The following is a 13,117-nucleotide window of genomic DNA, read 5'->3' on the forward strand; positions in this document are numbered from 1 at the left end:
AGCTGCTGATCTCTCCCTTGCGGGAGATCATGCGCTCCGCCACCTACCTTCCCACCTTCGAAATCACCCTCTTCTCCACCTCCGGCTCCAGCGATTCCGCGAAGGGCGTGGCCAAATGGTGCTGGTCGCGGAAGGCGAGCTTGCCGTTGATGAAGACGTGGCAGACGGTGGCGCTGCAGAAGCGGTCGGTGAGGTCGACGTAGGAGGCGCCGGGCACGCTGTCGACGATCTCGCGTTCCACCGCCGCCATCTTGTCGTTGGCAGCATAGGCGCGCGTCTGGTCGCAAAGCGAGGGTGTCTTGTCGCGCCACAGCGCCCGCGCCACGCAGGTGTCGACATTTTCGTTGTTGAACGGCACGTCGCGGATGAAGGCGACCTTCAGGCCGGCCTTGCTGAGACTGGTGAGCGTGGAGCGCAGGCCGGCACGCCAGTCGGCGTCCTGGCTCTCCGTGTCGCCGGCGCGGCCCGCCATCTTGCGCCCGCTGGTCAGCGCCAGTTCCGAGATCACCACCAGCGCCGGCCTTGCCTCGATGATCTCGTTGATCGCCTGCTCGCGCCAGCGGTCGCATTCCGCGTAGGCGCGCTTGAGCTCGGACGACCAGACGCTGATGCGCGAGGCGCGGCAGGAGTTCTTCAGCCAGGTCACCACCCGGTAGCCGTTTTTCCGGCCCGCCTCGATCAGCGGCGTCGACCAGTGGTCGGCGTGGGAGTCGCCGAACAGGGCGATGATGCGCTGGCCATCGCCGAACACGCAGGGTTTCGGCGTCGCCGTCTCGTAGTCCTGAACGCAGCCCGCTTTGGCGCGGGCCGTGGAAGGCTCGGCGGCGCTTGCGGCGATGATGCGCTGCTCCGCATCGAGATCGTGCACGGCCAGCCTGGCATTGCCATAGGCGGCTGCGACGCCGGTGCCGGTCAGGAGGAGGGCCGGCACCAGCGCCCGCGCCGCATTGGCCATCAGCCAGCCGTTGCGACGGATCGGGTTCTCGATGAGGTGGTAGCTGAGGGCCGACAGCGCCAGCGTCAGCGCAAGGCAGGCGAGCCGTTCGGCCGGTGTCAGCTCCGGCGCCAGCATGCCGGCGTAGACGATGACCGGCCAATGCCAGAGATAGAGCGAATAGGAGAGCTTGCCGATCCACTGCAAAGGCGGCAGCGCCAGGGCGGCATTCACGTAATTCCAATCGGAATTGCGCATGTCGTCCCTGGCGCCGGCCGCTCCCGCCTTGAGCAGAAGGACCGTACCGGCCACCGGCAGAAGCGCCAGAAAGCCGGGGAAGGGAGCGTCCTCGCTGAAGGTGAGATAAGCGGTCCCGATCATCGCCAGGCCGGCCAGGCTCAACGCCCGCCCCAGCCGCGGACGCTCCTGCAGCAGCCGTGCCGGCGCCATCGATGCGAGGCCGCCGGCGGCAAATTCCCATGCGCGTAGCGGCGAAAAGTAGAAAGCCCAGGGCTGCGACACGCTCGTCAGCCAGGCGCAGAAGACGAAAGAGACGAGGCCGACAACACCGATCGCAACGACGATGGCGCGCTTGCCGGGCTTCAGAGCAATTCCAGGAAAAGTGTGAAACGGCTCGGCTCGGCGACTTCGCCGTACCCTTCCATTCGGAATTGCGTCAAAACGAAAAGCTGGAGCGGTTCGCCGTTTCCGTGAAACGGCGAACCGCTCCAGCCATGCGGCCAGCATCAAGAGCGCCGGCCAGGCGAGATAGAACTGCTCCTCGACCGACAGCGACCAGTAATGGATGAACGGGTTGCTCGTTGCGTCATTGGCGAAATAATCGAACGACCAGCGGATCAGCCATAGATTGATCATATACGCCGAGGCGAACATCGCACCCTTGGAATAGAGCGCCTGTTCCTCCGGCGAGAGGATGACCGCGCCGGCGGCGAGCGTCGCGGCGATGACGAAAAGAGCGGCCGGCAGCAGGCGCCGCGCGCGCCGGGCGTAGAAACGCAAAAGGTCGAGCCGGCCGGTGTCGGCAATCTCGGCGGCGAGATGGCGGGTGATCAGATAGCCCGAAATGACGAAGAAGATGTCGACCCCGGCAAAGCCGCCGGGCAGGGCAGTCAGGCCGAAGTGAAAGGCGATCACGCCCGCCACGGCCAGCGCCCGCAACCCTTCGATGTCGGGCCGGAAATCCTGCGCTGATGTCGACACGAATACGAACCTCGCAATGGTCGTTCGTATCCCGCCTGCGGCAAAGCCTCGACCCTATGCGCCGATATCGCAATGCAACAAATCTAACGCAGCGCAACATAAGGGGAGGAGATGGGAGCCCGGCCCCGAAAATCACGCCTTCTTCAAAAACTCCGTCTTCAGCACCAGGCCCTTCACCTGCTTGGTGTTGCATTCGATCTCGCCGGGATTGCCGTTGAGGCGGATGTTCTTGACCAGCGTGCCGCGCTTGATCGTCTCGGACGTGCCCTTGACCTTGAGGTCCTTGATCAGGGTCACGGAGTCGCCATCCTTCAGCGGCGTGCCGTTGCTGTCTCTTACGTCTATCATGGCGTGTCTTTCATCGGTTGGATAGCCTGCGCCCGCCTATCGCGCCGACCGCGGCCTGGTCAAGCCGCGCTGGAACTGCCGATCATCACCTCGGCCTCGATCTCGACAGGGAAATTCAGGGGCAGGGCGGCGACGCCGATTGCCGTGCGGGCGTGGCGGCCGATCTCCGGCCCGAAGACCTCGAGGATGAGCTCCGAAAAACCGTTCATCACCGCCGGCGTCTCGGTGAAGCGCAATGCCGAATTGACCATGCCGTGCACGCGGCACCAGCCGGTGATCCGGTCGAGGCTGCCGAGCTCGCGTTTCAGGCTGCCGAGCATCGACAGCCCGACCTTGCGGGCCGACGCCCGCGCCTCCTCCAGCGACACGCTTTCGCCGACGGCGCCGAACGGACCGGCAAGCGAGCCGTCCGGCTCCTGCGGCCCGTGGCCCGAGATATAGGCCCGGTCGCCCCGCACGTTCACCCAGGGAAAGGGCAGCACCATGCCCGCCGGCAGTTTCAAGGGCGGCGGCAGCACGATGCCGAGGGCGGCAACTTTTTCGTCGGCACCCGGCATGGCATGGCCTCCCTCGGAACTCGTCTTGCAGCGCCATTGCAGCACCACGGCCGAGCTTTTCGCTTCGCCGTCCATTCGTCAAGGATGACTTGGATCTGAAGAAGTTGGATCTGAAGAAGATTGACGTGGGGTGACAATGACCTGGGGACTTGGCCGTGCGCTTGGCCCGCGCGGACCGCGGCCTTGCGATCCGCACCAGCAGGCGCCGCCCGCCGGCGGCGCTGAGCCCCAGCCCTAGGCTGGCCGGGTGGCTATTGGCTGGGCCGTTCGACCGCTGCTCTTTCCTCGCCGATCCCGGATGGTCGACCGCTTGGGACTGCCAGAATGGCTACCTTTTGACTTGCGCGGTTCCGGACCAAAACCGCCGAGCACGTTGCCTGAAATTGCTCACATCTAGAAGTGCAGGTCCAGCGGCCGCGGATAGGCTTGGCCCGGGTCGGCGTCCTTCGACGTTAGGCCCGCCGAAGGCACGATGCCGCCGGTGGCCTTCTCATCGAGCAGCGGCCGGCTCTTCTCGTGGCCGGTCTTTGTCTCGGTCCCCAGGATTTTCGTCTTGGCCTCCGCGGCTTGCGACAGGGCAAGCGTGAGGAGAAGCGCCGATAGCGCCGACAGGATGATTTTCATTGACGATGTTCCCGCTTGGCTTTGCCGCCTCCTCACTGTTTGAAACCGGACCCGTCGAGCAGGGCGACCTGCTTGCCGTCGATGTAGAAGCGTATCGCGTGCGCGTCGTTGTCGATGTCGATGCGCGTCGGCTGGGTGGCAAGCGCCACCGGGGCCGGTCGCACATACTTCGACGGAAATTTGCCGACCGGCGCATATTGAAAGAGCAGCGCCAATGCTATGCATCCGGCAGCAAATACAATGAGGGCCAGTCTGGAAGGATTGTTCGAGGTCATCAGGTCGTTCCTTCAGGTTGAGGTGGCGTTGCGGTTCGGTTGCTCCAGGCTCGCTCAGCCTGGTTTCGCCGTTGCTCGGTTAGAGCAAGTCACAGCTCTGCGAAGGAAGGGAACGACGTGCGCGGCCCCACATTCAGCGCCTTTTCCCGACAGTCTGCCCCTTGCCCGTCGTGAGCTTAGCGCAGGTCCGCGAGCCGAGAAGGCAGCACTTGCGGAATGCCGTGGAATTCTCTGGAATTCCTGGAATTTTAGCTTGTGGAAAAGTACAATGGGAGGATGTGCCGGGGCATGTTATGGCTGATAGCGGGCAGCAAGAGGGGCAGCCGCATGGCACAGCATATCGCGCAAAAATTGCGGCTGACTTCGGCACTGCTGGGAACCGTCACCCGCAAAGAACTGGCCGCGGCGTTCCGCGCCGTCAATCCGAGGACCGCGTTCGATCTCGGCCGCGCCGACAAATGGCTGCAGGGCCGCGCCCAGCCGCGCGAACACAGCGTCTATGACGACTGGGCGAAGCTGCTTGACCTGGAGCAGTCGGGCGCCTGGCTCGCCGACAGCGACCTGACGGATTTCACCGCTGCAATTTCGGCCCGCCACGGCGTCGACAGGGCAGAGCTCGAACGCCGCGCAAGCGCCCAGTCCGAGGCTGCGTCAGGGCACAACGACAAGGGCATCGGCTCCGCCCTTGCCGGGACCTATGCCTGCTATTCGCGCGCCTGGTCGCCCTATTTTCGCGGCCAGCTCATCAAGGGCCGCCTGTCGATCGAGGCGGGGCCCGGCGTGCATGGACTGACGGCCACCTATCGCGAGACGTTGCCGACCGGGCAATTGGAGCTTGGCGGCCCGGTCACGCCGGCCAAGCGCGCCCTTTACGTGCATCTGAAGGAGGTCGGCGGCGACGCCCAGTTCTTCATCAGCCTGTTTTCGCAGTCGCAGCCGGGCAGTGTGCTTGGCGGCTACATGTGCGGCACCGCCATTATCGGCCCCGAGGCGCTGCCGTCGCTGACAAGGATCCTCATCGTGCGGCTGCGCGATCCGGCGGCCGGCGCGGCAGCGTCGGGCGGGTACCTGCTGCCCGACCAGTCGATATCGGCGGATCTGGCTTCCCTCGGCATCTCCATCGGGCAGCCGGAGCAGGTCGACCGGCAGCTCACGCGATTCCTCGTCGGGGGCAGCGACGGCGGCGTCCATCAGGTCCCGCCGGCCGAGTTCCGCGCCATCCTCGACGTGTTCGACCGCCATTGGCTGCGGCACGCTGGATAACCCGAGACCATCGTGAAGCCGCATATTGCAAACCGAAGCTTGCCAGACGTGACGGGCTTTCGACGGTGACCGCCACCGTGCTGTCCTCCGGCTTTTCGTTCTGAAAATCCCAAGGGCTGAGATCCCAAGAGGGCGCCGGCGATCTCAGGCAGTTTTAAAGCAAGCGATTTTAAAGCTGGACGCCGGCCCGGCCAGGAGCGGGCGGTACACTTCGCAGGTGCCCGCCCGTCCGGCGCCGCCGCCAAGCTGCTGAAACCCCGTCCGTCCCCAACAGCAACGGTCATGGCGTGACCAGTGGCTGCGGAGTGCCATTGGCATGGTGTCCTGTCAACGCCGCCGAGGGCGGCGTGGAAGCGCCTTTTAGCCGCCTTTTCCTGCCCGAAGCGGCCTTTTCAACCACGCTGAAGCCGCGGCGAAAGACGGCGAAATGGCGGAATTCCGGCTTTCCAGCGGCCTGGAGGCTTCGCCGGACGTATATGCCTATCTGCTTGAATAAGCTGATTTTTCGCCGGCTGGTACTTCGCCTCAACCCCGACTTTTTTTGGGTGCAATTCGGCGGTGCAGCATTGGTGACCCGCGACGGTCCCCTGAGGCATCGGATGCTACTGTGAGACGTTTCATGATGTGCTCATCAAAGACGTGATATACTGCCAGATGGCGAACGGGGAGGTTGCGATGGCCAATCGGTTGTTCGAGGTTCTTGCCAGACGGCGGTCATGGCTGGATCGGGTCGCATTGGGGCTGCTTGTCTTCCTGGCGACACTGGTCGCCGCGCTGATGGGCGGCGCCAGCACCTAAAGCAATTCCAGGAAAAGTGCGCAGCGGTTGGGCTCGGCGACTTCGCCGTAGCTTTCCGTCCGGAATTGCGACGACCAAGAAGCAAATTCCGGAAAAGTGCGAGGCGTTCAAAGCAAAACGGATCGCCTCTTTCCTTTGTCCGATCGCCTTGAATTCAAACGTGACGGGCCGCAGCTTGACCGGCCTCGGCCGCTCGGTGAGGTCGACGACGCGGACCCACCTATCGGCACCGGCGCGCAACGTCACTTTCTGGCCAAGCGCCTTCTCAGCCGCCTCGAAAGGCGTCTTTGCTTCGGCCGCATGGACCGCGATGATTGCCTCGCCGTCTATTTCCTCGACGCGATAGGTTTTCATGCGCGCCTCCCGGGGCGCTTTGCCTTTCGTTTCTCTCGCGTGGATGTCTTTATATTAGAAATCACAAATACAACGCAAGGTCCCCAGGTGCCGTGATCAGGGAAGCCGGGCAGGGCTAGTCCTGCAGAACGGAGGGCGCGCTGTAGCCGCGCAAGCCGGTTCCGTTGCAGGCCTGGCAGGGAACCCGTTGGCCCGGGCAATTGTCGTGCAACGCGCCTGGCGGACAGCACGTGCCGTTCGACGCCACCTGCTTTTCGCATTCGAACACCTTGCCGGCGCCCAGGCACCGGGGGCAGGTGAACTTCCTGAATTCGCTCAAGCGAGCCTCCGGCTGTTTCCCAAGCGCCCGGCAACGCGCTGACCATGCCGCGGGTTCCATGACGGACGCGGTTTTGTCCTGCGCGTGACATTATATGTTAGTGGTGGCTAATGTTCTAGAAATATCGGCTGCAACGCGCGGTTGGTTGGAAGCGGCGTGACGAATGTCAGCGCTTGGGTTCCTCGCTCCCGCCAAAGCGGAGGCGAGGAAGGCCGCACACCTCTTTCACCAGCCCGCGCAGCCAGCGATGCGCCGGATCGGCATCGAGCCTCGGGTGCCACAAGAGCGAGATCGTCAGCGCCGCAAGCTTCACCGGCAGCGCGAAGGTGAACAGGCCCTCGCGCAGCGTGCCGGTATAGCGCTCGGGCACGGTGGCGATGAGATCGGAGCCCCGCGCCAGCGCCAGCGCCTCGGCAAAGCCGCCGACCACGGTCGCGATTGTCCGCGTCAGGCCGACGAGCTCCAGCGCGTCATCCACCGGCCCGCGGTCGAGGCCGCGCCGTGAAATCAAGATGTGGCGGCCGGCGGCAAAGCGGGCGGCGGTGATCCTGCCATCGCTCAAGGGATGGCCGGCGCGGACCACGCCGACGAAGCGGTCGCGGAACAGCGCCTGCGCGCGCACCTCCGGCCCGGTCGAGCCGCCGACCACGCCGGTCTCCAGATCGACCGTGCCCTCGCGCATCGGGCCGCTATCCTTGTCGGGCTTGGGCACGAAACACAGTTGCACGCCCGGCGCCTCTCGCAACACGCGGGCAATCAGCGCCGGGCCGAAATTCTCGACGAAACCGTCGCTGTTGCGCAAAGTGAAGCTGCGCGTGAGCCGCGTGAGGTCGAGCCGCTCGGCGGGCCGCAGCACGGCTTCCGCCTCCTTTACCAGCCGGCCGACCTGTGTGCCGAGCTCGACGGCATGCGGCGTCGGCACCAGGCCGCGCCCGGCGCGCACCAGAAGCGGATCGCCGGTCGTCTCGCGCAACCTTGCCAGCGCCCGGCTCATCGCCGAAGGGCTGAGCTTCAGCCGCCGCGCGGCCTTGGCGACGCTGCCTTCGGCAAGCAGCACGTCCAGCGTGACGAGCAGGTTGAGATCGGGTCGCGGCATGACGCGACCATAGCACGGATACGTCGAAGCGATATGGCGTTTCATGCACTGATTAAGTGCAAACGCTGCGCGTTCCGCCATATCAGCCGCAGGCTTATCTTTCCCCGGCAAGTTCAACCGACGGAGAAGAAATCATGGCCGACATTGCCGAAACCCTCGTCGCGCCCGAGCGCCATTCGACAACGGGCGCGCTGGCCAGCCTGTCTTTGGCCATGCTCATCTCCTCGCTCAGCACCAGCATCGCCAACGTCGCGCTGCCGACGCTGAGCCTGGCCTTCGCCGCGTCCTTCCCGGCGGTGCAATGGGTGGTGCTTGCCTACCTGCTCGCCATCACCGCGCTGATCGTCAGCGTCGGGCGTCTCGGCGATCTCGTCGGCCGCCGGCTGCTGCTCATCGCCGGCCTTGCGCTGTTCAGCGCCGCTTCGCTGGCAGCCGCGCTGGCGCCGTCGCTGGCGCTGCTGATCGCCGCGCGCGCTATGCAAGGGTTGGGCGCGGCGGTGATGATGGCGCTGGCGATAGCTTTCGTCGGCGAGACGGTGCCGAAGGAGCGGACCGGCAGCGCCATGGGCCTGCTTGGCACCATGTCGGCGATCGGCACGGCGCTGGGGCCGTCGCTCGGCGGCGTGCTGATCGCCGCTTTCGGCTGGCGCTCGATCTTCCTCGTCAGCGCCGCGCTGGGCGGCGTCGCGATGCTTGCCGCCTGGCGCTTCCTGCCCGGCGACTCCAAGCGCGAGGCGAGGGGAGCCGCGCGCTTCGATACGCTGGGTACGTTGTTGCTCGCCGCCACGCTTGCCGCCTATGCGCTGGCTATGACCACGGGCCGCGGCCATTTCGGCGGCCTGAACGTGGCGCTGCTCGGTGCGGCCATCATTGGCGCGGCGCTGTTCGTTGCCGCCGAGGCCAAGGTTGCGTCGCCTCTGGTCAAGCTCGCGCTGTTGCGCGACCGGGTGCTGGCGCCGAGCCTTGCCATGAACGCGCTGGTCTCGACGGTGATGATGGCGACGCTGGTTGTCGGCCCGTTCTTCCTGTCGCGTGCGCTCGGCCTCAGCGAAGCGGCGACCGGGGCCGCGCTGTCGATCGGACCTGTGGTCTCGGCGTTCTGCGGCGTCATTGCCGGGCGCGCCGTCGACCGCCTCGGCGCGGCCGCGATGGTCATCGCCGGCCTGGCGCTGATGGTCGCCGGCTGCGCGGCACTTGCCGCGCTGCCGGGCCTTTTCGGCGTCGCCGGCTACGCGGCGGCGATCGTCTTGCTGACGCCGGGCTACCAGCTCTTCCAGGCGGCCAACAACACCGCCGTCATGGCCGATGTCGACAAGTCCGAACGCGGTGTAGTGTCGGGCATGCTCAGCCTCTCGCGCAATCTAGGTCTCGTCACCGGCACGGCGGTGATGGGCGCGGTGTTTGCCTTCGCCGTGGGCACGAAGGATATCGCCGCGGCAGCGCCGGCAGCCGTCGCAGGCGGCATGGGATTCACCTTTGCGGTGGCCGCGGGACTGGTGCTGGTCGCGGTGGCGATCGCGGTCGTCGGAGATTGGCGGAGGCGCCAGAGTGCCTGATCTCCCCTCGCGGGGAGATTCCAGGCTTCCGCGATCACGCAATTTCATCGGTGCATGGGAGGCCTATCCTCGGCAGCCGGCGGAGCCCATTTCGCCTTCGGCCGGAGCCTTGGTTACCCCAACAAACCCACCCACCGCGGCTCCGGCCTCATGTCCTCCCATCTCTCGATCGAGCGCCGGCAGCGGACGGCCTTGTCCGCCTCGTACAGGAACCAAAGCGGCGAACATCGGTTTATCCCGGCGAAGGGATGATTCAGGAATTAGGAATAGAGCAATGAAAACAGTGCTCCTTGCTGCCCTGGCGCTCTGTGTCGCCGCACCCGTCGTCGCTTCCGCGGCCGAGGCCGATGTCGTCATCAGGACGCATCACAGGCATTACTACCACCACCATCCCGCCGTCATTATCAACGAGGAAGGCCACCGCCTGCATCACCGCCATCACGGCACGGTCGCCTTCTATGACAACGGCGAGCGCGGCTGGCGCTATCGCCATCACCGCCGGGACACTGTCATCGTCACGGGTTCGATCGGACACCGGCACCATCATCGCCCGGTCGTCGTCGAGGGCGGCTCCGACTACTGATGTCCCGCGGCCCGGCTCGTGCGCGATGAAGCACGGGGCCGGGTGCGTTCTCCCGGGAGGTTGCGCATGCAATGCCCGACCTCCTCTTGTCTCGTACGGCGTTGCGACATCTGAGGCGACCCGTCCGGCTTGCCGGCCATCTCCCCGCCGCAAGGGGGAGATTGGATCTCGCGACGGCTTTCGCCGATTCAATCTAGCAGGTGGAGCGCCTCGGCCGCCCTCATTGGACTTCGCTCCAACACAACCCCATATTGTACCCAAGGAGCTTTTGAGCGTGAGACACGCGCGGGTGGCCCTTCTGGCAGCGGCCTTCGTGGCCGCGGTCCTTTTCCCCTTCTCGTCGGCCGGAGCGACGGCTGAGAGGGTTGCTTTCAGCATAGCGATCGACGGCGCCATCGGTCCGGCGAGCGCGCGCCAACTGAAGGAGGCGCTTAAGGCCGCGGCCGAGCGGAACGCCGAGGTCCTCATCCTTCAACTCGACACGCCGGGCGGCTTGGTCACATCGATGCGCGAGATGATCGCCGACATCCTGGCCTCCCCTGTTCCCGTCATCGGCTACGTCGCGCCGGCCGGCGGCCATGCGGCAAGCGCCGGAACCTATATCCTCTACGCCACCCATGTCGCGGCGATGGCGCCCGGGACCAATCTGGGCGCGGCGACGCCCGTCGAGATCGGCGGGCTGCCCTCGCTTCCCGGCGGCGAGAAGGACAACAAGGGCAGCGAGCAGCCATCCGCGGACCCGATGATGGCCAAGGTGACCAATGACGCGGTGGCGCTCATCCGCTCGCTCGCCGAGCTGCGCGGACGCAATGGCGACTGGGGTGAGAAGGCCGTGCGCGAGGCGGCGAGCCTCTCGGCAAGTGCCGCGCTGCAGCAACATGTCATCGACTTCGTCGCCCGCGACACGACCGAGCTCCTGCAACTGGCCGACGGCCGCACCGTCGACGTGGCCGGCAAGAAAGAGGTGCTGGCGACCAAGGGCCTGGCCGTCGAGATGCTGGATCCCGGCTGGTTCATCCGGCTTCTCTCCGTCATCACCGATCCGAACGTCGCCGTCCTCCTGATGTTGATCGGCTTCTACGGCATCGTGTTCGAGGTCACGAGCCCCGGCGCTGTGGCGCCGGGCGTCATCGGCACCATCTGCCTGGTGCTCGCCCTCTATGCGCTCGATCTGCTGCCGATCAATTATACCGGGCTCGCCCTGATGCTGCTCGGCGTCGCCTTCCTCATCGTCGAGGCCTTCAATCCGACGGTCGTACTGGGGCTCGGCGGCGCGGCCGCCTTCCTGCTCGGCGCGGCCATGCTGCTCAAGGTCGAGGGGCCTGGCTTCGCCATATCCTGGGCGATCATCGGACCCGCCGCCGCGCTGACGCTGGGGCTCGCGCTGCTGGCCGGCGGCTACCTCTGGGCGGCGCGGCGCAATCCGCCGCGCATCGGCGGCGATGCCATGCGCGGCCTCCCGGTGCAGATTCTCGACTGGGAAGGCGGCGAGGGCCATGTGCTGGCGCTCGGCGAACGCTGGCGGGCGAAGGCCGACGGGCCGCTGGCGCCCGGAGACAGCGTCGAGGTGGCCGCCGTCAGCGACCTTGTGCTGACGGTGCGACGGCGCAACTCAGGAAACGACGGAGCAAAACAATGACAATCGGTTATGTCGCCTATCTGGTCCTCGCGCTGCTGGTGATCATATTCCTGTCGGCGGCAATCCGCATCCTGAGGGAATATGAGCGTGGCGTGGTTTTCACGCTCGGCCGCTTCACCGCGGTCAAGGGGCCGGGTCTCATCCTGCTCATTCCGTTCATCCAGCAGATGGTGCGGGTGGACCTGCGCGTAGTGGTGCAGGACGTGCCGCCGCAGGATGTCATCTCGCGCGACAACGTGTCGGTGAAAGTCAACGCCGTGCTCTATTTCCGCATCGTCGACGCCGAGCGGGCGATCATCCAGGTCGAGGATTTCCTCGCGGCCACCAACCAGCTGGCGCAGACCACGCTGCGCTCGGTGCTCGGCAAGCACGAGCTCGACGAGATGCTGGCCGAGCGCGACAAGCTCAACAGCGACATCCAGGAGATTCTCGACCAGCGCACCGATGCCTGGGGCATCAAGGTCTCCAATGTCGAGATCAAGCATGTCGACCTCAACGAGAGCATGGTCCGCGCCATCGCCAAGCAGGCCGAGGCGGAGCGGCTGCGGCGCGCCAAGGTCATCAACGCCGATGGCGAACAGCAAGCCGCCGCAAAGCTGGTCGAGGCTGGCAAGATGCTGGCCGAGGAGCCGCAGGCGATGCAACTGCGCTATTTCGAGGCCCTGCACGACATCGCCGGCGAGCGCTCCTCCACGGTGGTGTTCCCGCTGCCGGTGGATTTGCTTGGCCAATTCCTGAGCGGGCAGAAGAAGTGAGGCGCTTCCCCTTCCCACAAGAGGCACAACAGGAGTAGGGGGAGCGTTGCTCCGGCGCCTCGCCAGCTTTCCAGCGTTCGAGATTGGCGAAAGCGGTTGGGCGCGTAATCTCCTTGGGGAGATGGCCGGCCGGATAGAGGGGGTGATGCCCGTCGGCGTCTCAGGAATCCCTCTGAGGGGAGAGCTCCGCGCCTCAATCCGCCGCGCCGCCCGAACCCTTGCCGCACGCGGCCAGTACCTTGCCGATCGCGGTGCCGGAACCTTTCAGCGGAAACGTCGCTTCGCCATATTTGTCGGCTGAGACCGTCACCTCGCCCTTGCCGCGCAAGAGCGCCAGCAGCGGGTCGGACGGGCCGGAGAGCTCGGCGGTGAAGTAGTTGTACATCGCCTCGAGTTCGAGCTTCTTCGTCAGGCTCTTGTCGCCGGCCTTGAAGGTGAAGGATCCGCTGATGCCGGGTTCGAGCTGCCCGCCCGCGGTGCCGAGATCATAGCTCAGCACCGGTTTCTCGAAGCAGGCCAGCATCAGATGCGCATCCCCCTTCTGCCCGCCGCAAACCGAAGCCGTCATCACGCTGCCGCCCTCGTCCTCTTCCATCTTGGCGGACCAATTGCAGGAGGCGGCATGGGCGGGCAGGGTGACGAGCAAGGCGGCCGGGAAAAGTGCGAGGACGAGCTTTGTCGAGATGCGCTGCATGATCTTTCTCCATCTGGTGGTTGCGGATCATACAAAACAAAAGATCGGGTGGCACCACTTGCGGCGCGCGAGAGCTGCACTTCAGAGCGCTGGCCAGGGCA

Annotated in this window: 14 protein-coding genes; 7 read left to right on the forward strand and 7 right to left on the reverse strand. The window is 65.6% G+C overall.

Going from position 1 to position 13,117, the window contains the following annotated elements:
* Window positions 1-43: 43 nt before the first annotated feature.
* The 5 genes from RFM68_RS23740 to RFM68_RS23760 form a co-directional block, all read right to left on the reverse strand.
* Window positions 44-2,155, reverse strand: coding sequence for an acyltransferase family protein (locus tag RFM68_RS23740; protein ID WP_320235446.1), 2,112 nt, complete (start codon window positions 2,153-2,155; stop codon window positions 44-46).
* Window positions 2,156-2,287: 132 nt separating this feature from the next.
* Complete coding sequence (locus RFM68_RS23745) at window positions 2,288-2,503, reverse strand: alkylphosphonate utilization protein (protein ID WP_320235447.1); 216 nt, start codon at window positions 2,501-2,503, stop codon at window positions 2,288-2,290.
* A 59-nt stretch (window positions 2,504-2,562) separates the two neighbouring features.
* Complete coding sequence (locus RFM68_RS23750) at window positions 2,563-3,060, reverse strand: RidA family protein (RefSeq protein WP_320235448.1); 498 nt, start codon at window positions 3,058-3,060, stop codon at window positions 2,563-2,565.
* A gap of 393 nt (window positions 3,061-3,453) precedes the next feature.
* Entirely contained in the window at window positions 3,454-3,684 is a 231-nt protein-coding gene (locus RFM68_RS23755) for a hypothetical protein (protein ID WP_320235449.1), read from the reverse strand.
* A 32-nt stretch (window positions 3,685-3,716) separates the two neighbouring features.
* Window positions 3,717-3,899 (reverse strand): hypothetical protein, encoded by a 183-nt coding sequence (locus RFM68_RS23760; protein WP_320235450.1) that lies wholly within the window; start codon window positions 3,897-3,899, stop codon window positions 3,717-3,719.
* 387 nt (window positions 3,900-4,286) lie between these two features.
* Here RFM68_RS23760 and RFM68_RS23765 point away from each other — a divergent pair, with 387 nt between their 5' ends.
* The 3 genes from RFM68_RS23765 to RFM68_RS23775 all read left to right on the forward strand — a co-directional run bounded on the left by RFM68_RS23765 (window position 4,287) and on the right by RFM68_RS23775 (window position 6,470).
* On the forward strand, window positions 4,287-5,222 hold the full coding sequence (locus RFM68_RS23765) for a hypothetical protein (protein ID WP_320235451.1): 936 nt from the start codon (window positions 4,287-4,289) through the stop codon (window positions 5,220-5,222).
* Window positions 5,223-5,897: 675 nt separating this feature from the next.
* A complete protein-coding gene (locus RFM68_RS23770) occupies window positions 5,898-6,020 on the forward strand; it encodes a hypothetical protein (RefSeq protein ID WP_263497842.1) in 123 nt (40 codons plus the stop codon).
* A gap of 135 nt (window positions 6,021-6,155) precedes the next feature.
* Window positions 6,156-6,470, forward strand: coding sequence for a hypothetical protein (locus RFM68_RS23775; protein ID WP_320235452.1), 315 nt, complete (start codon window positions 6,156-6,158; stop codon window positions 6,468-6,470).
* A gap of 389 nt (window positions 6,471-6,859) precedes the next feature.
* Here RFM68_RS23775 and RFM68_RS23780 read toward each other — a convergent pair whose 3' ends face one another.
* Window positions 6,860-7,789, reverse strand: a complete 930-nt coding sequence (locus RFM68_RS23780; RefSeq protein WP_320235453.1) for a LysR family transcriptional regulator — start codon at window positions 7,787-7,789, stop codon at window positions 6,860-6,862.
* A gap of 134 nt (window positions 7,790-7,923) precedes the next feature.
* Here RFM68_RS23780 and RFM68_RS23785 point away from each other — a divergent pair, with 134 nt between their 5' ends.
* From RFM68_RS23785 to RFM68_RS23800, 4 genes are all read left to right on the forward strand, one after another.
* Complete coding sequence (locus RFM68_RS23785; RefSeq protein ID WP_320235454.1) at window positions 7,924-9,345, forward strand: MFS transporter; 1,422 nt, start codon at window positions 7,924-7,926, stop codon at window positions 9,343-9,345.
* A gap of 274 nt (window positions 9,346-9,619) precedes the next feature.
* Window positions 9,620-9,928, forward strand: a complete 309-nt coding sequence (locus RFM68_RS23790) for a hypothetical protein (RefSeq protein WP_320235455.1) — start codon at window positions 9,620-9,622, stop codon at window positions 9,926-9,928.
* 274 nt (window positions 9,929-10,202) lie between these two features.
* Entirely contained in the window at window positions 10,203-11,567 is a 1,365-nt protein-coding gene (locus RFM68_RS23795; RefSeq protein WP_320235456.1) for an NfeD family protein, read from the forward strand.
* Complete coding sequence (locus tag RFM68_RS23800) at window positions 11,564-12,322, forward strand: slipin family protein (protein ID WP_320235457.1); 759 nt, start codon at window positions 11,564-11,566, stop codon at window positions 12,320-12,322. The genes RFM68_RS23795 and RFM68_RS23800 overlap by 4 nt, the downstream gene beginning before the upstream one ends.
* A 193-nt stretch (window positions 12,323-12,515) precedes the next feature.
* Here the strand turns inward: RFM68_RS23800 and RFM68_RS23805 are convergent, their stop codons facing one another.
* Complete coding sequence (locus RFM68_RS23805) at window positions 12,516-13,016, reverse strand: hypothetical protein (RefSeq protein WP_320235458.1); 501 nt, start codon at window positions 13,014-13,016, stop codon at window positions 12,516-12,518.
* Window positions 13,017-13,117 lie beyond the last annotated feature (101 nt).

Origin of the sequence: Mesorhizobium montanum (genome assembly GCF_033977145.1) — a bacterium.
GTDB classification, from domain to species: domain Bacteria; phylum Pseudomonadota; class Alphaproteobacteria; order Rhizobiales; family Rhizobiaceae; genus Mesorhizobium; species Mesorhizobium montanum.